The organism is Spirosoma arboris, from assembly GCF_009754945.1.
Lineage (GTDB): Bacteria > Bacteroidota > Bacteroidia > Cytophagales > Spirosomataceae > Spirosoma > Spirosoma arboris.
Map to the genome: position 1 here is coordinate 577,802 of NZ_WPIN01000004.1, position 23,103 is coordinate 600,904.

16 protein-coding genes are annotated in these 23,103 nt (G+C 46.7%); 10 read left to right on the forward strand and 6 right to left on the reverse strand.

The genetic code is table 11. The features are described from left to right. Positions 1-14: 14 nt before the first annotated feature. Together GO755_RS13505 and GO755_RS13510 are read right to left on the reverse strand one after the other, a co-directional pair. Positions 15-1,910 carry a DNA polymerase III subunit gamma/tau gene (locus tag GO755_RS13505; protein WP_157585548.1) on the reverse strand — a complete coding sequence of 632 codons (1,896 nt, stop codon included), beginning with the start codon at positions 1,908-1,910 and terminating at the stop codon, positions 15-17. A gap of 88 nt (positions 1,911-1,998) precedes the next feature. Continuing rightward, positions 1,999-2,796: an ion transporter gene (locus tag GO755_RS13510; RefSeq protein WP_157585550.1), complete on the reverse strand. Its 798-nt coding sequence runs from the start codon at positions 2,794-2,796 to the stop codon at positions 1,999-2,001. A 449-nt stretch (positions 2,797-3,245) separates the two neighbouring features. Here GO755_RS13510 and GO755_RS13515 point away from each other — a divergent pair, with 449 nt between their 5' ends. The 5 genes from GO755_RS13515 (at position 3,246) to GO755_RS13535 (ending at position 9,701) form a co-directional block, all read left to right on the forward strand. Beyond that, entirely contained in the window at positions 3,246-3,956 is a 711-nt protein-coding gene (locus GO755_RS13515) for a GNAT family N-acetyltransferase (RefSeq protein ID WP_157585552.1), read from the forward strand. Positions 3,957-4,397: 441 nt separating this feature from the next. Next, a complete protein-coding gene (locus GO755_RS13520) occupies positions 4,398-4,754 on the forward strand; it encodes a hypothetical protein (protein WP_157585554.1) in 357 nt (118 codons plus the stop codon). 128 nt (positions 4,755-4,882) lie between these two features. After that, entirely contained in the window at positions 4,883-6,205 is a 1,323-nt protein-coding gene (locus tag GO755_RS13525) for a cryptochrome/photolyase family protein (RefSeq protein WP_157585556.1), read from the forward strand. Between the two features lie 98 nt (positions 6,206-6,303). Beyond that, positions 6,304-8,664, forward strand: coding sequence for a TonB-dependent receptor (locus GO755_RS13530; protein ID WP_157585558.1), 2,361 nt, complete (start codon positions 6,304-6,306; stop codon positions 8,662-8,664). 2 nt (positions 8,665-8,666) lie between these two features. Further along, complete coding sequence (locus GO755_RS13535) at positions 8,667-9,701, forward strand: DUF4249 domain-containing protein (protein ID WP_157585560.1); 1,035 nt, start codon at positions 8,667-8,669, stop codon at positions 9,699-9,701. A 114-nt stretch (positions 9,702-9,815) separates the two neighbouring features. Here GO755_RS13535 and GO755_RS13540 read toward each other — a convergent pair whose 3' ends face one another. The 4 genes from GO755_RS13540 to recQ all read right to left on the reverse strand — a co-directional run bounded on the left by GO755_RS13540 (position 9,816) and on the right by recQ (position 16,007). Next, positions 9,816-11,024, reverse strand: a complete 1,209-nt coding sequence (locus tag GO755_RS13540) for a lytic transglycosylase domain-containing protein (protein WP_198174829.1) — start codon at positions 11,022-11,024, stop codon at positions 9,816-9,818. 181 nt (positions 11,025-11,205) lie between these two features. After that, positions 11,206-12,444, reverse strand: a complete 1,239-nt coding sequence (locus GO755_RS13545) for a lytic transglycosylase domain-containing protein (RefSeq protein WP_157585563.1) — start codon at positions 12,442-12,444, stop codon at positions 11,206-11,208. Positions 12,445-12,609: 165 nt separating this feature from the next. Next, a complete protein-coding gene (locus GO755_RS13550; RefSeq protein ID WP_157585828.1) occupies positions 12,610-13,692 on the reverse strand; it encodes a lytic transglycosylase domain-containing protein in 1,083 nt (360 codons plus the stop codon). A gap of 188 nt (positions 13,693-13,880) precedes the next feature. Beyond that, positions 13,881-16,007: a DNA helicase RecQ gene (recQ, locus tag GO755_RS13555; RefSeq protein ID WP_157585564.1), complete on the reverse strand. Its 2,127-nt coding sequence runs from the start codon at positions 16,005-16,007 to the stop codon at positions 13,881-13,883. 211 nt (positions 16,008-16,218) lie between these two features. Between recQ and GO755_RS13560 the strand changes: the two genes are divergently transcribed. The 5 genes from GO755_RS13560 (at position 16,219) to GO755_RS13580 (ending at position 23,101) form a co-directional block, all read left to right on the forward strand. Beyond that, positions 16,219-16,878 carry a hypothetical protein gene (locus tag GO755_RS13560; RefSeq protein WP_157585566.1) on the forward strand — a complete coding sequence of 220 codons (660 nt, stop codon included), beginning with the start codon at positions 16,219-16,221 and terminating at the stop codon, positions 16,876-16,878. 293 nt (positions 16,879-17,171) lie between these two features. Beyond that, on the forward strand, positions 17,172-19,541 hold the full coding sequence (locus tag GO755_RS13565; RefSeq protein ID WP_157585568.1) for a penicillin acylase family protein: 2,370 nt from the start codon (positions 17,172-17,174) through the stop codon (positions 19,539-19,541). Positions 19,542-19,604: 63 nt separating this feature from the next. Continuing rightward, positions 19,605-21,404: an arginine--tRNA ligase gene (gene argS / locus GO755_RS13570; RefSeq protein WP_157585570.1), complete on the forward strand. Its 1,800-nt coding sequence runs from the start codon at positions 19,605-19,607 to the stop codon at positions 21,402-21,404. A 69-nt stretch (positions 21,405-21,473) separates the two neighbouring features. Further along, entirely contained in the window at positions 21,474-22,094 is a 621-nt protein-coding gene (locus tag GO755_RS13575; protein WP_157585572.1) for a glutathione peroxidase, read from the forward strand. Between the two features lie 113 nt (positions 22,095-22,207). Further along, positions 22,208-23,101, forward strand: a complete 894-nt coding sequence (locus GO755_RS13580; protein ID WP_317165869.1) for a 1,4-dihydroxy-2-naphthoate polyprenyltransferase — start codon at positions 22,208-22,210, stop codon at positions 23,099-23,101. Positions 23,102-23,103 lie beyond the last annotated feature (2 nt).

A 23,103-nucleotide genomic window follows, 5' to 3' on the forward strand; every position in this document is an offset into this window, starting at 1 on the left:
CTATATCATACATATCAATAATCTACCTCCAGATTCAGTACCTTTCTCAACTCATGCAGGGCGGGATTTTTCTCGGCGAGGTAATTGTATTTATCCTGGGAGCTATAAATCATTTTCTTCACTTCCTGCACAATCACTTGATGCTCAATCTTAATCTGACTGTTCTGAAGTTCGCTGCGGAGGTAGCCCAACAGGTCGGGTTTCAGCTCTGTTAGGAAATCTACCTGTAGTGTATTGTCGAGGTTAAGGCGAATGGTTGTACCATCGAGAGTCAGATCGCGATTCAACACAACCTGCTCAGTGGTAATATCGCTTTTCTCCCGTCGAATCCTGGCAAAAGCTGCCCAGGCTTCCTGTAACTCCTCTAGGTCAAACGGCTTATCAGGGCGAGTTTGTGCTACTGCAATTGGAACTTCGTCGGCATCGGCTACAGGTTGAATCGGGCCAGATGTCAGGGCAACCGTCGGACGCAGGCGACTACTCGCTGGTCGTGTAGGTGGAATAGGCTTCGGTTTAGGTGTTTCAGGAATGCTCGCTGGTGCCACTACCGTTGCTATACCGTTTGTTGCCGTCGAATGGCCATTTGAATGAGCTATCCCATTTGTCACCACATCACTGCCATTCGTAGGTGGTGTGGGATAGTAACCATTCACCGGTTCGCTCGTGATGGGATGATTTTCGGTCAGTTGGTTGTTTTCAGGCGGTGATTGGGGACTGGCGTTTTTTTTTTCGGCGATCACCTGACCGACTGTTAATGCATCTCCACTATGTGCGCCATTGAGCGACAAATCAGGCAGTGCTTCCCAGTTGAGCAGATTTCGCAGATTGGCCAGCTTCATCAGCCACAATTCTGTATGCAGTCGCTGGTCTTTAGCCTGTTTATAATTCATGTCACACTGGCCGCCCAGACTCAGTGCCGACAATAAAAACGACATCGGCGCCTGGGCCGATTGGTCGAGGTATTGACGACGAACGTTTTCGGTCACTTGCAGCAACTGCACCGTATCGGCATCTTTGCAAACCAGCAAATCGCGGAAGTGGCGGCACAATCCAACCACAAACTGATGTCCATCGAAACCTTTCCGCAGGATTTCGTCGACCGTCAGGAGGCTTTTTGGGAGATTTCCCGCCAGCAATAAATTTGTCAGTTTGAAGTAATAGTCGTAATCAAGAATATGCAGATTATCCAGCACTTCTTTATAACGAATAATCCGGTCGGCAGCAAAGGTTACGTTCAAATCGAACATCGACAGTGCATCGCGCAAACCCCCATCGGCTTTCTGAGCAATCAGGTCGAGAGCTTCTGGTTCGGCAGTAATCCCTTCTTTCTCGGCAATCTTCGCCAAATGATTGGCAATATGGCCCGGTTGAATCCGATTAAAGTCGAAAATCTGACAGCGCGACAGAATCGTCGGCAGAATTTTGTGCTTCTCGGTTGTTGCCAGAATGAAAATGGCGTAGGAGGGAGGCTCTTCCAACGTTTTCAGGAACGCGTTGAAAGCCGCCGACGAGAGCATATGCACCTCATCAATAATATAAATCTTGTATTTGCCCGATTGGGGTGGATAACGGACTTGGTCAATCAGGTTGCGAATATCTTCGACTGAGTTGTTGGAGGCCGCATCCAGTTCGTGAATATTAAACGAAGCGTTCTGATTGAAGCTCACGCACGACTCACAAGTATCGCAAGCTTCGCCTTCAGTCGTCAGGTTTTGACAGTTAATTGTCTTGGCCAGAATCCGGGCACAAGTCGTTTTACCAACACCACGTGGTCCGCAAAACAGGAATGCCGACGCTAAGTGATTGGTTCTGATTGCATTCTTAAGTGTGGTAGTAATGTGCTCCTGACCCACGACGGTGTCGAAGGTAGCGGGACGGTACTTGCGGGCCGAGACCACGAAATTTTCCATACTGCAAGTTAGTACTGTCGGGCATGAAAGGCAAAAGGTATTTAGTGGTTTGGGTGAAGTGGCTACTCCACTAACTCCACCTACTTCACTAAATTTCCTTCCCGCAATGAGGGCAAACCTTTCGTCGGGGCGTTTTGTGCTCACGAATATGCTCGTTAAAGCCAGATACTAAGATACCCGTTGGTAAGGCAAACAGGCCAATACCTACAATCGCTGTGACGCCACCCAGTAATTTTCCCAATGGTGTAATTGGATGTATATCGCCATAACCCACTGTTGTCATGGCCGTAACCCCCCACCACATAGTTGCCGGAATACTTGAGAAATTATCGGGCTGGGCTGGATGCTCTACATAATACATAACACTCGACACAATAATGAGCATAAAAACCACCAGCATTGTACTAAGAATCAGTTCTTCTTTCTTTTCTTTCACTACATTCTGAATCAGACGAAAGGCGTGCGAGTAGCGCGAAATACGAAATAGCCTGAAAATACGGAACAGTCGTAGAATCCGAACAATGGCTAAATCGGTAGCGAATAGCGAGAAGTAAAATGGGAAAATGGCCAGAATATCAATAAGGGCGCTGGTTGAGAAAATGTAGCGCAGACGCCCCCATAACCAATGGTGATATTTTTCATTTTCGACACTAACCCAGACGCGCAGGATATATTCAATTGTAAAGAAACCTACTGAAAACAATTCAAAATCTGTAAATAAGCGCGCAAACCGTTGGTTGTATTCGGGTACAGTATGAAGAACGATGGCAATGGCGTTCAGCGTAATAATGGTAATCAATACCAGGTTGAAGGCCAGACTTATCCCCCGGCGCTTACCTGCCGAAGTTTCGAGGATACGATAAAGTGATTTGCGAAGATGTAACATAGTACGAACGGTCGGTAGAGATGCAAGCTACTCACCAAAATCTGAACTTGCCACTAGGCGTCAATTAGGCCGTTTAGATAGTTTTAGACCTTTCAATTAATGTGAATGCCTGATTTTTAGCAGTGTAACGATATTTCGCTTAACGATTAGTTAGTATGTTTTGACCGTTGGCGAACTATCCTGAAAAAAATCCGTTATTTTATTGCAAGACCCGGATAATCTCTCTAACATTGTCCGCGTTTTCGCACAAACCAATGGCAAAGCTCGTCTACTTACCGACCTTCTTCCATACTACGCCATTTCGGTTTAGGTCCGAAAGGACTATATCATTTTGTTTGCCTATGTGGTAAACTATTTCCGTCTTTTTTCTCGTTTTATCTATTCACAACAAACCAGCTCGGATTACGCTGTCTCCGTTTTCGCGGCTTCACAACCGCCAATAAACGACAATGATCACCCCAGAAATAATCAACGATCAATACATTATTCAGGTGGCTAACGAAGACCACCTGCGATTAGCAGAAACCATCTGCCGCGAAATGGAAGAAAGTGCGAAAGCCCGGGGAACCGGTATCGCCAAACGTTCGCCCATTTATGTGATGGAGAAAATGCTCGAAGGAAAAGCAATTATTGCCATGACCCTATCGGGCGAGTGGGTAGGATTTTGCTACATCGAAACTTGGGAGCACGGCAAATTCGTGGCCAACTCGGGCCTGATTGTCCATCCCAGCTATCGTAAGAGTGGCATTGCTACACATATTAAAGCCAAAGCGTTCGAGCTCTCACGGACAATGTTCCCAACGGCCAAGATTATTGGTATTACAACCAGCCTGGCCGTTATGAAGATCAACTCCGATCTGGGCTATCAACCCGTTACGCTTAGCGAGTTGCCTGGTGATGAGTCGTTCTGGAAAGGATGCCAGACCTGCGCTAATTTCGATATTCTGACGCGTACCAATCGGAAACACTGCCTTTGCACAGGTATGCTTTACGATCCTGAAGAGCATAAGAAAGAGGAGAAAGACGAAAAATGGAATTTCCTGAAGGAATCGAAACTCTACGAGCGTTGGATGCGCATCAAAAAGCGTATTTTGCTACGTATTCAACCGACCGATCGTTCCCGTTCCCGAAAAGGCGACCGTGAGTTAGAGGTTGCCTGATAGATACATAGAATTAAAACAAGAAAAGTCCGGAAGCTGCTTCCGGACTTTTCTTGTTTTAGGCACCCTTAGTTACTGGCAAATGTCAAAAAACAGCTCTGTGGGTTCTAGTTATTTTCTTTTGCAGGCTACCAACAATAAAAAATCAATATTCTCTTAACATTTAGTTAACATTGAAGTGGAAAAATAATATTCTGAATATTGATTTATCAAGATAAGGTATTAGTATATTTTGTATTGAAAATAAGGGAAATTCGAAATATAATAATTAATCCATTAAATATCGTCGAATAGCTTGACAGCTAATTGATTAAGTCGAAGAATGAAAATGATAACACAAATTTAATATTGACATAATATTTGCTTAATATTAGTTATCAAAAGCTCCCGGGTAATTTGAGTCGAGAGCGCGTTGTTCTATCACTTAACTCATTTGAAGTCATGAAAAAGAATTTTACTCTTCTCATGCTGGTAGGCTTCCTGGCAACGCAAGCCTACGCTGCGCCGATCACTACGCACAAACCGAAAGCCGCTAAAGCGACTCTGGAGCAACAACTGTCGAAGTACATATCTTACCCGGATGCCCTCAAGTCGACTCAACAGGCAGGTATTGTTGTTGTGCAATTCCGGGTAAACTCTGCAAATGAACTATGCCAGGTAGAGGTTTTTAGTCAGAATGAACAGCTTAATAGTGAATTACTTCGCCAACTGACCGGTATTAAACTAAAAGGTTATCAGAACGATTTGAGCGAATTTGCCCAACAGGTACATACTGTTCGGCTTCGTTTTAAACCTTAGTGAAGCTAGTTTCAGATAGATAGTCAGCGATTGTCAGCAGCTTCTGATAGTCGCTGACTTTTTTTATGCCTTAACTTTTTCGATCCACCACGAGTTAGCCGATAAACAAATCAAATCCATCTGAACCTATGTCTGAACCAATCTCGCTGGTTTGGCTCCGGCGCGATCTGCGTCTGCATGATAATGCTGCTTTATACCACGCGTTTAAAAGCGGTCGTCCTGTCCTTCCTGTTTTTATTTTCGACCAGATTATTCTCGATGACCTGGATGACCAGCATGACCGTCGGGTTGAATTTCTGGTTCAGGAGGTTAGTCGCTTGCAAGATGAATTAGCCAAAATGGGGTCGACCTTGCTCGTTCGGTATGGCAAACCCATTGACGTGTGGAAAGAACTTCTCTCGAAGTATACCATAGCCGAGGTATTCACCAATCATGACTATGAAACATACGCCAAAGAACGGGATAAGGCCATTAATAAACTGCTGAACGAGCATAGTATTGAGCTTCATACCAGTAAGGATCAGGTGATTTTTGAGGGAGATGAGGTGCTTACCGGCAAAAAAACACCGTACACCGTTTTCACGCCCTATAGTCGTAAGTGGCGTGAGAAGCTGAGCGATTTTTATCTGAAGTCGTATCCAACAGAAACGTACTTTAGACAATTCTGTAAGGCTAAACCTGAAAAAAAGCTCACCTTGAAGGAGATGAATTTTGAGCCGGTAGGCGATTCATTTCCAGCCCGAACCGTACCTGACGAATTGCTTGATACCTATATTAAAACACGTGATTTTCCCGCTCTGCCACACGGAACGAGTCAATTGGGGATACACCTGCGATTTGGCACGATTAGTATCCGGGAGTTGGCCCGTCAGGCCAAAGCAGCCAATGATAAGACGTTTTTGAACGAACTCTGCTGGCGTGATTTTTACTTTCAGGTACTCGACCATTTCCCGCACGTTGAAAAGCACTCCTTTCGACGCGAGTATGACCAGATCAAGTGGCGTAATAATGAAGACGAGTTTGAGAAGTGGTGTCAGGGACAAACGGGCTACCCGATCGTAGATGCCGGGATGCGCCAGTTAAATACTATTGGTTGGATGCACAACCGCGTTCGGATGATCACGGCCAGTTTTTTATGCAAACATCTGCTGATTGACTGGCGCTGGGGTGAGGCCTATTTTGGTAAAAAGCTTCGGGATTATGATCTCGCTGCCAATAATGGGGGATGGCAGTGGGCCGCTGGGTCGGGCACTGATGCGGCACCCTATTTCCGAGTTTTCAATCCAACTCTACAAGCTAAGAAGTTCGATCCGAAAGGGGTTTATATTCGTCATTGGGTTCCTGAAATTGACCAGCCGAATTATCCGAAGCCCATAGTTGAGCACACTATAGCTCGTCAACGTGCCATAGATACCTACCGGAAAGCACTGGCAAGAGATAAGGCAAGCTAATTAAAAATTAGTTAATTGATTCTGGGGTAAATAGGCCACAATGACAACCTTTTTGTAGCTTACGGTTCTTTTCATAGATTATTCCATTACTCGGCCTTATGAAGTTGCGGCTCACCCTGCTTTGTTTCTGCTGTCTGTTTGCGTTTTCTTCATCAGTAATAGCCCAACAGCGGCTTCGTTTGAGCGTCGTTGTGCGCGATGGTATTACTAAAAAACCAATTCCGGGTGCCAGTCTGCTCGTTGCTGAAACAAAATTGGGCGCGCGTGCCGATAGTGCAGGTGTCATTGCGCTTACTCACCCACCGGGCGTTCTAACCATTTATGTTTCGGCGGTTGGGTATTTTCGAGGCCGGGAAACAGTTGTGCTGGATTTCAACAAGCGAGTCGAGTATTTTCTTCAACCTCGCTCGACCGATCTGGAAGAAGTAGACGTACGGGCAACGCGCAAGGATAAGAATATTAAGGATGTGCAGATGGGGCAGATTCTCATCAGTATGCCCGAACTGAAGCGCATGCCAGTCGTTTTGGGAGAACCCGATATTTTAAAAGCCCTCACACTACAATCAGGGGTGACTACGGCGGGTGAAGGAGCAGGCGGCTTCAACGTTCGTGGCGGGCGTGCCGATCAGAATCTGGTTTTGGTCGATGGGGCTCCTCTGTTCAATACCTCGCACTTGCTTGGTTTCTACACGAACATCAACCCCGATATGGTGCAGGACGTAAGCCTGAACAAAGGGGCTTTTTCGGCGCAATATGGCGGACGGGTATCATCGTTGTTGTTGATGAGTACCCGCAATGGGAATAAAGATGGCTGGCGGGTGTCAGGTGGGTTGAGTCCGGTGAGTGTGCGGGCTGTAGTGGATGGGCCCATCTCTAAAAAACTAACGCTGCTGGCAGGTGGGCGCGTCGCTTTTCCTAACTATTTGCTCCAGTCATTCCCGTCGGCCAGTGTCAAAAATAGCCGGGCGTTTTTCTACGATGGTAACATCAAACTAACTTATACCCCCAACGAACAGAACACGATTTCCCTGTCGGCCTATCGGAGTCAGGATAATTTCCGATTTCCAGGAGATACGCTCTATGGCTGGCACTCGAATGTGCTGACAGGTCGCTGGAGTTACCTCGTTCGTCCGGGTCTGCAAGTTAATCTGTCGGCCCTTTACAGCGGTTATTTCCTGAACGTAGATGGGGTTTCGCCTAATCTTAACTTCCGCTTTACCTCGCACATTGAGCAGAAGGAGGGTAAAGCAGATGTGTTTTACACCGTAAATAAGTCATTTAAAGTTCAGTTTGGCGTCAATGCGATTCTGTATGGAAATCAGACGGGGGCTATTCAACCAATGGGTGAAAACTCCAGTATCAATGCCAGGCAAGTTAATCCTGAACGAGGCCGGGAACTTGGGGCATATGTCAACACCGAATGGGAGTTAACGCCCAGCATTACATTAATGGCCGGTCTGCGGTATTCGGCTTTTGCCCTTTTGGGACCACAAACCGTTTATGGCTATGCAGAAAATTTGCCCCCATCTCCCGAAACTGTTGTTGATTCGGTTCAATATAGCAGTGGGAAAGTGGCGCAGGCATATGGGGGCTTTGAACCTCGATTGGCCTTACGGGTGCAAATCGCTAAAAATACGGCCCTTAAAGCCAGCGCAGGTCGAACGCGCCAATACCTGAACCTTATCTCGAACACAACCGCTATTACACCACTCGATTTCTGGAAATTGAGCGACCGTTATTTACCACCTCAGATTGCAGATCAGGTATCGTTGGGCCTATTTCAGAATTTGCAGGATAATGCATTTGAGATAAGTGTGGAAGGCTATTACAAACGGCTTCAGAACCAGATTGACTATCGTTATGGGGCCAACCTGATTTTAAACCCGAAACTCGAAACAGCACTTTTACATGCTGCTGGACGCGCCTATGGTGTTGAGTTTGGGTTAAGCAAGAATACGGGGCGGCTGACAGGCCAATTCAATTATACCTACGCCCGCTCGCTGATTGCGGTACAAACGCCTTTCGATGAGCTTCGTATTAATGGTGGCGACTATTACCCATCTTATATCGATAGGCCACATACGCTTAATATGCAAGCCCGTTGGGGAATGTCGCACAACTGGACATTTTCGACAAACTTCGTGTACTACACGGGTGTACCAGCCACCTATCCAGACGGGCAGTATACGTATAACGGCGATGTTGTGCAGGACTACTCCCGTCGAAATGCCGACCGTATTCCCGACTACCATCGTTTAGACGTGGCCTTCTCAAAAGATACCCGTTTCAATAAATCACAAAAGCGATACGGTATCTGGACACTGGGTATTTATAATGTTTACGCCCACAAAAACCCGTACTCGATTTACTTCACCCGTTATAACCAGCGAACAGAATCGTACCGGCTGTCGGTATTCGGCACAATGATTCCGTCTATCGCTTACAATTTCTATTTCTAGTTATGTACCGGCTCTTCGTTATTCTTCTTACCAGTGTTTTAGTTGCAGCCTGCATCGATCAGGTGGACTTACCTATTCGCACTGAAGAACCCCGTTTGGTGGTTGAGGGCCAGATTACTAACGAAGCTCCACCTTATACCGTGCGGCTTACCTACACGGGTAAATATGGTGGTACAGGCGGACAAAATGTGAATGATCAGTACGTTAAAGAGGCCCAGGTTACCGTTGCTGATGATCAGGGCCGTTCAGCGCGATTTGTGTCGATGGGGCTGGGTTTATATCAAACGACCGATTCAACTTTTCGCGGGCAAGTGGGACGGGCCTATAGTTTGAGTGTAGTATTGGCCGATGGTAAACGATACGTGACAAAATCGGAACGTATGCCTGCTGTGCCCGTAATCGATAGTGTTTCGGCGACGTTGATTAAAACAGGCAGCATCGTTACTCCCTATGCGCTCTCATATGCTGTAAATACCACTGATCCCGCAAATGAACAAAACTACTATCGTTGGTCTGCTTATGGATATACCACTCGTTTGTCAATGGGGGTGCCATGTAGTTTGGGTAATCCAACGCGCTGTAACACCCGCTGTTGGGTTAGTGTGTCGAACGATATCGTCAATGTGTATAGTGATGAGGCTATTAATGGAAACCCGCTTCGAGGTCGGTTTGTCTTGCAGGTCCCCATTTATGCAGTTGGGCCGCAGTTGGTTGAGGTTCAGCAATATGGCATTACTCAAGCCAATTATCAGTTCTGGAAACTCTATCAGCAACAAAACGCCCGAACTGGTAGCATTTTCGATCCGTTACCCGCACCCGTAACGGGTAATCTGGTCAACACCAGCGATCCCTCCGATTTAGCCAGAGGTTACTTTGCCGTAACCTCCATTACCCGACGACGCTACAGACAGCAGAGTTTTCCAAGTGCGGTGTTCTATTCGGCCTTATTAAGTTTTATCAGTAGTCAGATCATCCCGGATGGCGATTGCCGGGCTACTTATGGTAATGTGCCGATTTTGGAGCCTGAGGGATGGTGATTCAGAACCGGGATTTAGCAGATTTATGGATTTACGAGATTTTGTTTGCGCGTCAAAGACGCGAATCTGTTTAAAAACAAAATCTCGTAAATCCATAAATCTGCTAAATCCCGGTTATAGTTTCCACTGCACCACCCAGCCGGGTTTTATAACTTTTGGACGGGGAATACCTGCTAAACCAGTTGCGGGATTCATGGCTAATAAGGTGAGTGAAACAGTGATGTTCTCCTGAGCCGAAACGGCTTTGGTTGCTCGTAGGAATAAATTACCGCGCGTGTCTACATCATCGACAATGGCATAGAGTATATCGCCAGTTTTCAGCGCATCATCGCCAATCTGAATGTCCTCTGTCAGTGCAAACGTCCAGCTTTGACCCACTTTAGGTAGGCCGGCGCGCACCAAACGGGTAGTTACGTCACCTACAAAGACGGGAACAGAAGTTGGCTTATTTTTAAGCAACTCTGTTAGCAGACTGTCCATGACCATCGCTTCATTTTGAGTCGGCTTACCTGAATCGTGTAACGACTCAATCGGAATGCCTGCTGGCTCAGGCTCATCGTCCTGGAGCCAACCCATACGGCGTGCCTGTTCGCGTTCCTGTTCATACAAGTTACCTGAGTAGGCCAACATTGTACCGACTGAGCCAAGGCCGTAGGATGGATTCGTAAACAACTCTTTCATGGCCAGAATCCGGTATAGGTAGTAGCCTGTTTCGGGATTCATGGTCATGGCATAATAGTCGCGGTGGCCCGATTTCGTGATTTTACGCTGGACCATGCCCACGCCCCCATTATAGGCAGCTGCTACAAGTGTCCAGGAACCTAGCTTGCGATAGAGAAACGTTAAGTATTTGCAGGCAGCTTCTGTCGATTTAAGAAGATCGGTACGTTCATCATTGCCGGGCGCTATGGAAAGTCCCATGTCCTGAGCCGTGTCGTCCATGAACTGCCAGTAGCCAATTGCCCCTGCTGACGATACCGCATTCGACTGCCAGGCACTCTCGATAAGTGGCAGATATTTAAAATCGGTTGGGATATTATACTTCTGAAGAATGGGCTCTATAATCGCAAAAAATGGTGCCGAACGTGCTTTGAGACCATTTAAGTGACGGATATAACCTGAACTACTCGCTAGCGCAAATGCTAACTTAGCCGATACCTCTCCCTGCTCGGTCGGAACGACCTCACCACAAAAATGCAATCGCTGTGGGTCGCTTAATGAGCGAGGTCGGGCTATTGCTTTATGAATTGGTGTGGTTTTTCCAGAAGTTGCTTTTTTCTGTGCTATGGCAAATGATCCAAACGATAAAATGCTCAGAAACAAGAGTATAATGCATCTAGTGCCTACTATCAAAATAAAAAGCTGTTGGTCAGATCAATAGACAACGAATCGCATTTAGGGTTTAGTTCAGTTTGTGATTGGTGGAGTAGGTGTAGTGCGTAGGTGACTGATTAACCTATTCCACTCACTGCACCTACTACACTTACTTCACCACTCCACCAAATCACAACGTTTTCCAGGTTAGAATCCAGCCTGCTTTTATTTGATCTACATCGGGCAGTTTAATGCCAATACGGCCTGTTGATGCATCAATGGCCGACAGATTCATGGTGTACGTATGTTTTTCACTGGCCGAATAAAGTCGGTCGGCTCGTAAATAGATTTTCTCGGTTTTGGGATCAACATCTTCTACAATCGCATACAAAACATCTCCTTCTTCAACTTGCTTACCATCGGCCATGCCATTGCGGGTAAGATGAAACACCCACACCTGGCCTCGTTCTACACCAGCCGACTCAATCAGCTTAGCCTTGATACCTCCCCGAAAAACATCGGCTGCGTTTGGGAGTGGTAAGTCGACTGTTTGTCCATCAGTTGGCTTCAATGTTTCCTGTACGGTCGTGTTTACAGCCAGCTTGGTAGCTTCTTCCATAATCACTTCTGGCAGAAGTACTTCATCTTCCTGCTGATCTGATCCGGGTATGAGGGGCTCGCTCAAATAAGCCATCATCCGCTCTGGAATAAGATGATCGTACGATTTATAGTTGGAAAACAGCTCTTTAAACGCTAGAATGCGATAGAGATATTTACCTGTTTCGGCGTTCAGGCGCAGGTAATAATAGTCTCGTTGCTGCTGCCTGCGAATATTACCCAGTAACGCCCCAATGCCATTATTATAAGCTGCAGCTGCTAGCGTCCAGGAACCTAGCCGATTGTACAGATACCGCAGATATCGGCAGGCTGCATCGGTTGATTTGACTAAATTTTGCCGTTCGTCATAACCAGGCTGAATAGTTAAGCCTAACTCACGAGCCGTGGCAGGCATAAACTGCCAATATCCTACGGCCCCCTTGGGCGATACAGCCATGCCCGTCAGTGCACTTTCGACTAGAGGTAAATATTTGAAATCCAGTGGAATACGGTGCCGGGATAGAATGGGCTCAATAATCGGAAAAAACACGGCCGCCCGTTGTCGGATACGATAAAATACCCGATTCTGGTTCGTATTCCGTGCCAAAGCAGATACTAACCGACGGGCAACGGCTTCTTCATGCAACGGGACAGATTCGCCACAAAAATAGACCGGAGGCAACATTCTGGTCAGGCCAGGATCAACAACTTTAGTAACTGTGGTATAGGGCGTAAATGGCCTATCTGCTGGGGTGTGGAGCAAACAAGGGAGATTAGAAACACTTGTTACTATCAGTCCAGTCGTTAGAGAAAGAGAAGATAACAAGTTCATTAAAGAGCAAAAATAAATTTATGGGTTATCTGTTTAGACTCAATAGTTAGTCTATGGTAACAATATATTACTCTTCTTTTTTTAGTGTAGACTGTTGCATTACAAAACACAAAAGCCACTCGATGAGAGTGGCTTTTGTGTTTTGTAATAGCAGTGATGAGTAGCTTATAACCAGTCCCAGAAGTGAAGTGGGCGAATTCCTTCTCCTTTTTTCCATTGTAAAAACCGAGGTCGACGGAATCGAAGAACCATCAATCCCATCATAAGTTTCTTAATGGGCAAATGTTGGCCTTGCTTTTCCAGGTCGGCGGCCGGAGCATTAGGCGTATTTTTAGCCAATGCAGCATCCGCAATTAATTGATCTGTATCTGATGGAGCTTTAGTTAACGCGGTATTTGGGCGTGGGCCCCAGGTAGGATCAGTATAATCTTCATCAACCAGTTCGATGGTTGGCGCATCCTTAATTTTTTTCGGGAGCGCTAACGGCTTATGCCAACTGGGGAGCGGCTTGGTTAGCTCGGCAATTGTTGAACCGCGCAATAGGAGGGCATACTGGCGTGGGTTCGTCAATAATTCTTTAAACGCCAAAATCCGGAATAGGTAATGGCTTGTTTCGCGATGCAGTCGGAGCCGATAATAACTTGTTTGGCCCTGCTGTTCCATTTTGTTCATGACGTGCGTGATGCCACCATTGTAAGCTGCTGCTACCAATGTCCAGGAACCTAATTCCCGATAAAGCTGGTGTAAATGGCGACAGACCGCAATCGTTGATTTTTCCAGATTCAGGCGTTCATCCACGCTGCCATTTACTTTCAAACCTAATTCGCGGGCTGTACCAGGCATAATTTGCCAGTAACCAGCGGCCCCTCGGTACGATACACTACGATTATCTAACGCACTTTCGGCCAGCGGCATGAACCGAAAATCGCGGGGGATTTTGTATTTGCGGAGAATTGGGTCAATGATCGGGAAGAACTCGGCCGCGCGAGCACGAAGGTCAAATAGAAATTCTTCCTGTGCGCCATACGTACGTAATGTTTGTGCCCATCGACGCGATACTTTGCGTTCGTTAACCGGTACTTCTTCTCCGCAGAAGTAAATAGGAAACAAACGTTTGGTCGAATCGACGACTAATAATTCAGGATTGTTGAGACCGTTTGAGGGAAGAATTCGGCTCGTGTCAGAGGTGAAAATGGAGAACGGATGAGTCGTTGTAACGACACCCGGCCCCGTTTTTACGGCGGCCATGAGCAGTGAAAAACTTACTTCTTTTATCAAAATTACATTAGTTGTTGTGATACATATAGACAACAAAACCCGTCTTTATATAACGGGCTTGATTACTACTAGAATACGAACTTAACTGATTCTGTGGTATATACCAACTATTTCCCTAAGAATTATCCAACGGTCCAGTGGAAAAATGGATTTTATCTTTACAATAGCCCCATGACAAGCGTCAGTTTGCCATAGTCATACCGACCTCCTAAATAGTCGAAAACAGGCTTTAAACGCCCTTCTTCTATACCAACAGCGGCAATGGCCTTTTCAATTTCACGCCGATCTGTGGGGTCAATAAGTGAGACTAAATCAATATCGTAGCCCGATTTTGAAAGCTGTACTAAATGGCTCGCAACAGACCCGGTTGTGAGTTGTCGCTCGGCTGCAATCTGGTCAATCGTAAGACCATTATTATACAAATCGAGGGTTACTAATTGGGTCGATCCTTTGGGTTTTTCTCCGGCCTGCACCCGACTCCGTACATAGTCGAGAATCTCACTCAGAAACTGCTTTCCAAACAGTTGGAGTTTGCGTTCGCCTACGCCACTTACATTCCGTAATGCATCGGGCGTGGTTGGCCGCTGACGGGCCATGTCTTCGAGGGTTGTATCTGTAAAAATAACGTAGGCAGGTACGTTCTGCTCATCGGCAAGTTGTTTGCGCAGAACACGGAGCCGCTCGAACAGATCGTCGCGCTGGGTTTCGGTTTTGGTCTTCGTTTTCTCGACCACTGGTTTGGGCGCATCGTCGGGCCGCACCAAATCAATTTTTCGGCCACCGTACAATACCTGATCAGCCAGAATGCCCCGGCGAAGCGCATAGTGCTGATCGTAGGCTATTTCAATGACGCCAATGTTAATGAGTTGATGTATATAGTTTCGCCAGTCTTCGAACTTAAGGTCTTTACCTGCACCATACGTTTTCACCTGATCGTAGCCACCCTGCATTACTTGCTGGCTTCGTGAACCGCGCAAAATATCAATCAATAAATTCATCGGAACTCGCTCGCCTGTACGAATCATGGCCGACAGCGCTTTCTGAGCCAGAATAGTACCATCGAAGGTAATCCTTGGATCTCGGCACACATCACAGTTACCGCAGGGTTCGGGAAGGTCTTCCGAAAAGTACGAGAGTAGGATCTGACGTCGGCATGTGTGGGCGTCGGCATACTGTTGCATCCGTTCGAGCTTGGCCAGTTGTAAGCCAAGATTAGCCGGATTGTTTTCGGCCAGCATCTCTTTGTAGGTTGCTACATCCGCAAAGCTATAGAAGAGAACTGTCTGGGCTGCTGCCCCGTCGCGCCCTGCCCGTCCGATTTCCTGGTAAAAGCTCTCGATATTTTTGGGCATATTATAATGAATCACCCAGCGTACATTAGACTTGTCGATACCCATACCAAAGGCAATCGTCGCACACATAATACGCACATCGTCGCGCAGGAAAGCTTCCTGAGTTTTCGACCGATCATCAGGGTCCATTTTGGCGTGATAGAACGCAGCGCTGAACCCTTTCTCCTGCAACTTAGCGGCCAGCGATTCGGTGGATTTTCGGCTGAGGCAGTAAATAATGCCCGATGTATCGGGTTTCTGCTGTAATAATCGGACAATCTGCTGAATCCGATTCTGACCGGGTAATACCTGCAAACTCAGGTTTTTACGGTTAAACGAATCGACAAATACGGCCGGGTCGTTCATGCCGAGCCGCGTGGCAATGTCGTTGCGAGTGAGCTTATCGGCAGTGGCTGTGAGTGCAATAGTCGGAACGGTAGGAAACTGCTCTTTCAGAATATGCAGTTGCGTATATTCAGGTCGGAAATCGTGCCCCCAAGATGAAATACAGTGCGCTTCATCAATGGCGAACAGGGAAAGGTTGACTCGTTGCAGAAAATGAAAAAATGACTCCGTCAGCAATTTTTCGGGTGAAACGTAGAGTAGTTTGAGTTTCCCGCTAATGCAATCGTCTTCAATATCGCGCTGCTCGCGACTGGTCTGGGTACTATTATAAAAAGCCGCCTGGATACCGTTCATATGCAAGGCACCTACCTGGTCTTTCATGAGCGCGATCAGGGGCGAAACGACAACCGTTAAGCCGGGGAGCATGAGGGCCGGAATCTGGAAACAAACGGATTTTCCTCCGCCGGTTGGCATCAGGACCACCGTGTCGCGACCGCTCAGAATGGACTGAATGATTGCTTCCTGCATCGGGCGAAAGCGATCATAACCATAATAACGCTTGAGATAATCGGCTGGGGTGAGCGTACGAGACGGATTTGTACTAATCATTGCGTCTTTCTGAGTAGGTTAAGCATCGGGAAAACAGACAAAGCTAAGACGAGTTAAACAGCTGTTGGTGACCGATTGCAGACTACTATCCTACTATCAAATTTAAGAAAAATTTAAGTTATTTTTAGTGACAGAACCGTGATTTTATGCTCATCTTTCCGTCATAAGAGCCAAAGTTTCTTATTTTATCATAAACCCCAATCCGATTACTATGAAAAAGACCCTTTCAATACTATGCCTTGCTCTCGGCATGCTGGTTATGTTTGATGGTGTGGCTCAGGACGATAAATCGTCGAAAAATAAAGCGAAGAAAGAACAGAACGATGCCGATGCGTCGGCTAAATCAGCTGCCAAAGCGGAGAAAAAAGCAGCTAAAGACGCCGTAAAAGATGCTAAAAAAGATGCAGTGACCGATGCTGACAAAGCGGCTAAAGATCAAGCTAAGGCTGATAAGAAAGCCACTAAGGATGCCGCCAAAGCGACTAAAGCAGAATCAAAAAGCACCGCAGATGCGACGACTGATGCTGCTAAACAGGCTGCTATGAATGAGAAGATGGCGAAGGTGAGAGCGGCTAAAGACGCTAAAAAGGATGCTGCTGATAAGGGAGCTACTACTACCGACGCGAAAGTGGATAAAGCAGCGAAGAAGGCAGATAATACAGGTCTAAAAGACGATAAATTAAGTAAAACGGCGAAAGGATCTACACCCGCTGTGAAAGAAGAAAAAGCAACCCCCGCCGATTACAATGCGCCCGTTGACCCGTCAAAAAAAGGCCCTAATGGCGAGAAAGTGATGACCGGCCCACGGGGTGGTAAATATTATATTAACAAGAATGGCAACAAAACGTATTTGAGTAGTACAAAAGGGTAATCATTCTCTAGTTCACTAAAAAAGGGGGCAGATTATCGAATCTGCCCCCTTTTTTAGTGAACTAGAGAATGCACTGCTGATGAGTTGGTTGATAGGGATTTAGAAGGGTGTTGTTCCGTCAATAATACCGTTTGTGTTTCGGGCCTATACAAAGGCGCGCCAGTTAAGTGGTGGGCGTGTGGCCGAAGTTACGTTGACACTAGAGCATCCGGAGCCTCATTAAGGGTTTTAGCTTGCCAGATGCCGTCGAACGAATGGTAAAAATTCGTATGTTCAGGGTAGAATATAAGCCTATGCGCCAGCTACTTTGCCTGATTATTGCTTTTTTGCCAATTAGTTGTAATTCTCAAACAAGACAAATGACGGGCTTGCAGCAACCCGTCGAAATTATCCGAGATCGTTGGGGTGTCAACCACATTTACGCCAAAAACGAGCACGATCTTTTTTTTGCGCAAGGGTATTCTGCTGCTCAGGACCGTTTGTTTCAACTGGAAATCTGGCGTCGGCAGGCTACCGGTACCGTTGCTGAACTGCTTGGTCCGCAGGAAACCAAACGTGATATTGGTACACGACTGTTTCGATTTCGGGGAGATATCAATAAAGAACTGCTTCACTACCATCCACATGGTCCACAGATCGTTGGAGCATTTGTCGAGGGAATCAATGCCTACATTACCGAAATACTGAAAACGCCCGAAAAGCTACCCTTTGAGTTTCGGGTCCTTAACACAAAACCCGCTTTTTGGACGCCCGAAGTTGTGATTAGTCGGCATCAGGGGCTCTTGGGCAATGTTCGTGATGAGCTGAATTATGGTCGATTGGTTAAACTGATCGGCCCCGAAAAACTTCGCGAACTGCAATGGTTTCATCCCGCGTCGAAACCGAGTGAGCCGGATCTGACACTTCACGTGAATGGTGAGGAACTGTTTCAGCCAATCCTGGGAATCTACGAGGCCTTTCGCTTGCCGTTGAAATTTAATGGCAAATTAGCCAAAGCCTATGAAGACGAAGCGAGCCGATCCAATAAATCAGTAGATGACTGGTTTGAGACAGAAAAACAGTTCGTTGGTTCGAATAACTGGATTATTTCGGGTAGCAAGTCGGCGAGTGGATACCCAATGCTGGCCAACGATCCGCACCGCTCACAATCGACTCCCTCGCTCCGGTACTGGGTGCATCTAAACGCGCCGGGTTGGAATGTAGTTGGAGCAGGTGAACCAACCTTACCTGGTATTTCAATCGGTCACAACGACTATGGGGCCTGGGGTTTAACGATTTTTGAGACTGATAACGAAGATCTGTACGTTTACGATACAAACCCGGCAAACCCCAATCAATACCGCTATAAAGGTAAAGGAGCGAGCTATAGCTGGGAAAATATGAAAACGCTCTTCGAAACGATTCCGATGAAAGATGGGAAATCGGTTCGGGCTGAGCTAAAATATACGCGTCACGGGCCGGTTGTATTTGAGGATATACAACATCACAAAGCGTATGCTATTCGGGCAGGATGGCTCGAAACAGGTTGCGCTCCTTATCTGGCAAGCTTACGGATGAACCAATCGAAGAACTGGACGGAATTTCGGCAGGCATGTACCTATAGTCGGGTGCCGGGTGAGAACATGATCTGGTCGGACAGGACGGGAACAATTGGTTGGCAGGCAGTAGGTTTAGCACCGATTCGCAAGAATTTCACAGGACTGGTTCCAGTGCCAGGTGATGGCCGATTTGAATGGGATGGTTACCTTCCTATTCTTCAACTTCCAAATAAGTTAAACCCTCCCGAAGGCTACGTAGCAACGGCAAACAATAACCTAACTTCTATCGATTTTCCTCATCGCGATGCGGTTGGCTGGACATGGGCTTCACCGAGTCGGGCGCACCGTATTGAAGAAGTACTGAGCGATGGGAAACGCAAAACTCTGGTGGATTTTATGGCTTTGCAGGCAGATTATCTGTCCATTCCTGCCCGGACATTGGTCCCTTTAGTGAAAAACTTGTCGTCGCCTATTGACCGGACAGCGCAGGCTTTAGAATACCTGCGTCGATGGGATTATAAACTTGATCCTAATTCGATTGCAGCTTCTATTTATGTGGCCTGGGAGGGGCAACTAAAATTGGCAATTTACCAGCAGAAAGTGCCGGAAATAGCCCAACCTTATCTGACAAGTTTTCCATCGAAACGGGTAATTGATGCACTTCTTACTCCGACGGCTACTCGTAATAGTTTGTTGCTTTTGTGTATGGATCGTGCTGTGGCCGAACTCACCGAGCGACTCGGTAGCGACATGACTAAGTGGGTATATGGTCAAACTAAGAACAAGCATATTACCATTACACATCCGCTTAGTAACCTGGTTGATAACGCGATGCGGAAGAAAATTAACCTTGGTCCAGCGGTTCGGGGGGGCTATGCTGAAACCGTGAATGCAACCAGTGCCAATCTTAATCAAACGCACGGCGCATCGTTCCGAATTCTGGTCGATACCGAAGACTGGGATAAAACGCTCGGGATCAATACCCCCGGTCAGTCGGGAAACCCCGATAGCCCGCACTACGGCGACCTATTTCCGATCTGGGCCGAAAACAAGTATTTTCCAGTGTATTTCTCCAAAGAAAAAGTAAAGTCTGTTGCTGAAGAAACCACCGTATTGAAGCCGTAGTAACGCGGACAGGATGTCCACGCTACATATACATAAGCGCTACATTTCGTACTTTTGTAGGAAATGGATATTCAATCAATAGTAGAAACCGATATTACACGGTCAATCGCCGAACTCTATCCCGGCAATTCCTGCGACGTACAGCTTACGCCGACTAAAAAAGAGTTTGAAGGACAGTACACTTTTGTAACGTTTCCACTCACCAAAGCTCTCCGACAGGCTCCCGCACAGATTGGGCAGGCAATTGGTGCCTGGCTATTGAAAAACAGTACAGTTGTCAGCGCGTTCAATGTAGTTCAGGGCTTCCTGAATATAAGTATTGCCGATACGGCCTGGGTTGGGCTGTTGAATGATATAGTCGCTAATCCGAACTTCGGTATACTTCCCACAAAAGAGCAGTCGGTGATGGTTGAGTTTTCGTCGCCGAACACCAACAAGCCCCTTCACCTTGGTCATTTACGCAATAATTTCCTGGGTGATTCGGTCAGCAAGATTCTGGCCGCGAACGGTTATGATGTGGTGAAAACCTGCATCGTTAACGACCGGGGTGTGCATATCTGCAAATCCATGCTGGCTTACAAGCTATTTGGAACCGATGCATCGGGCCATGGCGAAACGCCAGAATCAGCGGGTATGAAAGGCGACCACCTGATTGGGAAATACTATGTGCTTTTCGATAAAGCGTACAAAGCGCAGATCGAAGAGATGGTAGGGCAGGGCACCCCGAAAGAAGAAGCGGAAAAGAAGGCTCCACTCATGCTCGAAGTTCAGCAGATGCTGCGCCTTTGGGAGAAGGGTGACCCTGAAACAGTCGCTCTTTGGAGTCAGCTCAATGCCTGGGTGTATGCTGGTTTCGATGCCACCTATAAACGAATCGGCGTTAGTTTCGATAAAACCTACTACGAATCGAATACCTATCTGTTAGGGAAAGAAGTTGTCGAAGAAGGGCTTCAGAAAGGTGTTTTTTACCGGAAAGATGACAGTTCTGTCTGGATTGATTTGACCGAAGAGGGCCTGGATCAGAAGCTGGTGATGCGCTCCGATGGTACATCGGTGTACATGACTCAGGATCTCGGCACAACGGATTTGAAGTACCAGGATTTTCATAATAACCGCCAGATTTGGGTGGTTGGTAATGAGCAGGATTACCATTTCAATGTACTGTTCGCCATTCTGCGCAAGTTAGGTCGGACGTATGCCGAAGCGCTGTATCACCTCTCCTATGGTATGGTTGATCTGCCAACGGGTAAGATGAAATCGCGTGAAGGTACCGTTGTCGACGCCGACGACCTGATTCAGGAAACCGTTGACGCGGCATCTGCGGCTGCCGATGACGCGGCCAAGGGTAAACTGGAAGATTTCAGCGAGGAAGAGAAAGCTACGCTTTTTCAAACGCTTGGTTTAGGTGCCTTGAAATACTATCTGCTGAAAGTCGATCCGCAAAAACGGATGCAGTTCAATCCGACTGAATCAGTGGATTTGCACGGAAATACTGGTCCCTATATCCAGTATGTTCATGCCCGAATCCGGTCTGTTTTGCGGAAAGCTGCTGAACTGAATGTCGTGCTGGAAGGGCCGGTGGCAGCAACACAACTTGATGAGATTGAGCAGCAATTGGTATTTTTGTTGAGCCAGTATCCGGAGCGGGTAGCCGAGGCAGGAACGGCCTATGCACCCTCCTATATTGCCCAATATGCTTATGAGCTAGCTAAGGCATTCAATCAGTTTTATGACAGGCTCTCGATCCTAAAAGAAACTGACCCAATTAAATTGCATACCCGCCTTATATTATCAAAATCCATTAGTGAAACTATTCAGAAGGCAATGGGTTTATTGGGAATAGAAGTGCCTGAAAAAATGTAGTTTAAGTTATTCAGGTTCAGTACAAATACGTTCCTTTGCCAAACTTTCTACAAAATTGTCAAACTAACCATGAAAAAGAATCTCATTGTTTCCCTGGTCGCGGTTGCGGTCGTTTTTTCACTCACTAGTTTTATGTCCTTTTCTGTTCTTGTCAAAGGCATTTTCAGCGATAAGCGGGCTGCTCTTTCTGCACCAGCCAATGCGCCAGCCCCCACAAAAAGCCTTTATGATTTCACGGTAAATTCGCTTGAAGGTAAGCCCGTAGCATTGAAAGCCTACAAAGGCAAAAAAGTTGTCATTCTGAACGTTGCGTCGAAATGCGGCTTTACCCCTCAGTATGCCGATTGGGAAAAATTCTACAAAGAACATGGCGACAAAGTAGTCGTTCTGGGTTTCCCTGCTAACAATTTTAAAAGTCAGGAACCTGGTACCAGCGAAGAAATTGCTGAGTTCTGCAAGAAAAATTATGGCGTAACCTTCCCGATGTTTGAGAAAGTATCGGTACTGGGCGACGATCAGGCTCCACTTTACAAATGGTTGACAACCAAGTCTATGAATGGCTGGAATGAGCAGGTGCCTACCTGGAATTTCTGCAAGTATGTCATCAACGAAAAAGGTGAACTGACCAATTTCTTCGGCTCGAAAGTGAAGCCAGAAGATGAAGAATTTAAGAAAGCGATTGGTATTTAATTAATTGGTGAAAGAGCGAAAGAGTGAAAGAACGAAAGGGTGAATCATAGGCGCAAGCTTTAATCATTCTTTCGTTCTTTCACTCTTTCGCTCTTTCGCTCTTTGCACACATGATAAAGAGCTGGATTGCAGCCGCTCGGCCGCGTACGTTACCGCTATCCTTAGCCAGTATTATTCTCGGGAGCTTTCTGGCCTCGGCCGACCATCATTTTAGCTGGTCGATAGCCCTATTAGCCGCTCTAACGACCATCTTCCTGCAAATCCTGTCCAACTTTGCCAATGACTACGGCGATGCGGTATCGGGTAAAGACACTGAACTTCGTGTTGGGCCTCGCAGGGCGGTTGCCACCGGCGACATTACCAAAGAAGCGATGATGCGAGGCATTATAATCATGTCAGTGCTCTCGCTGGTTTCCGGAATCGGCTTGCTTATCCTGGCTTTCTATGACGCTGGGGCTACGGTTTTCTGGTTTTTCCTGGTATTGGGATTACTGAGTATTGCAGCCGCCATTGGCTATACAAATGGCAAACGGCCTTATGGGTATGCAGGCTTCGGTGATATTGCCGTCTTGATTTTCTTTGGTTGGGTGGGCGTATTAGGGACGTATTTTCTGCATACGCTCTCGTTCAATGCTATCTTGCTCTTACCTGCAACCAGTGTTGGTCTATTTGCAACAGGTGTACTGAACGTCAACAACATCCGCGACATCGAAACTGATACAATGACTGGCAAACGCTCTATTCCTGCACGGATTGGACTATCATTAGCTATTCGGTATCACTGGGGGCTTCTTCTAACCGGAATGTTCTGTGCTGTTGCTTACTCGTTTCTGACAGGTGCCAACTGGTTCAGCTACGTTTATCTATTAGCGTTCCCATTGTTTATTCTGAATGGTCGAGCTATCGCAACGCACAAAAATCCTGTTGAACTCAACGCTCGTCTTGGGCAGCTTGCTCTTACAACCCTGTTGTTTGTCGTGCTTTTTGGGGTAGGCCAAGTTCTTTAAAT

Bases quoted from the DNA above. Each gene is read 5' to 3' on its own strand.
- GO755_RS13525 (WP_157585556.1), top strand. From the start codon at position 4,883: ATGTCTGAACCAATCTCGCTGGTTTGGCTCCGGCGCGATCTGCGTCTG.
- GO755_RS13560 (WP_157585566.1), top strand. From the start codon at position 16,219: ATGAAAAAGACCCTTTCAATACTATGCCTTGCTCTCGGCATGCTGGTT.
- GO755_RS13550 (WP_157585828.1), bottom strand. From the start codon at position 13,692: ATGGCCGCCGTAAAAACGGGGCCGGGTGTCGTTACAACGACTCATCCG.
- GO755_RS13545 (WP_157585563.1), bottom strand. From the start codon at position 12,444: ATGAACTTGTTATCTTCTCTTTCTCTAACGACTGGACTGATAGTAACA.
- GO755_RS13530 (WP_157585558.1), top strand. From the start codon at position 6,304: ATGAAGTTGCGGCTCACCCTGCTTTGTTTCTGCTGTCTGTTTGCGTTT.
- GO755_RS13565 (WP_157585568.1), top strand. From the start codon at position 17,172: ATGCGCCAGCTACTTTGCCTGATTATTGCTTTTTTGCCAATTAGTTGT.
- GO755_RS13520 (WP_157585554.1), top strand. From the start codon at position 4,398: ATGAAAAAGAATTTTACTCTTCTCATGCTGGTAGGCTTCCTGGCAACG.
- GO755_RS13515 (WP_157585552.1), top strand. From the start codon at position 3,246: ATGATCACCCCAGAAATAATCAACGATCAATACATTATTCAGGTGGCT.
- GO755_RS13505 (WP_157585548.1), bottom strand. From the start codon at position 1,910: ATGGAAAATTTCGTGGTCTCGGCCCGCAAGTACCGTCCCGCTACCTTC.
- GO755_RS13575 (WP_157585572.1), top strand. From the start codon at position 21,474: ATGAAAAAGAATCTCATTGTTTCCCTGGTCGCGGTTGCGGTCGTTTTT.
- GO755_RS13510 (WP_157585550.1), bottom strand. From the start codon at position 2,796: ATGTTACATCTTCGCAAATCACTTTATCGTATCCTCGAAACTTCGGCA.
- GO755_RS13535 (WP_157585560.1), top strand. From the start codon at position 8,667: ATGTACCGGCTCTTCGTTATTCTTCTTACCAGTGTTTTAGTTGCAGCC.
- argS (WP_157585570.1), top strand. From the start codon at position 19,605: ATGGATATTCAATCAATAGTAGAAACCGATATTACACGGTCAATCGCC.
- recQ (WP_157585564.1), bottom strand. From the start codon at position 16,007: ATGATTAGTACAAATCCGTCTCGTACGCTCACCCCAGCCGATTATCTC.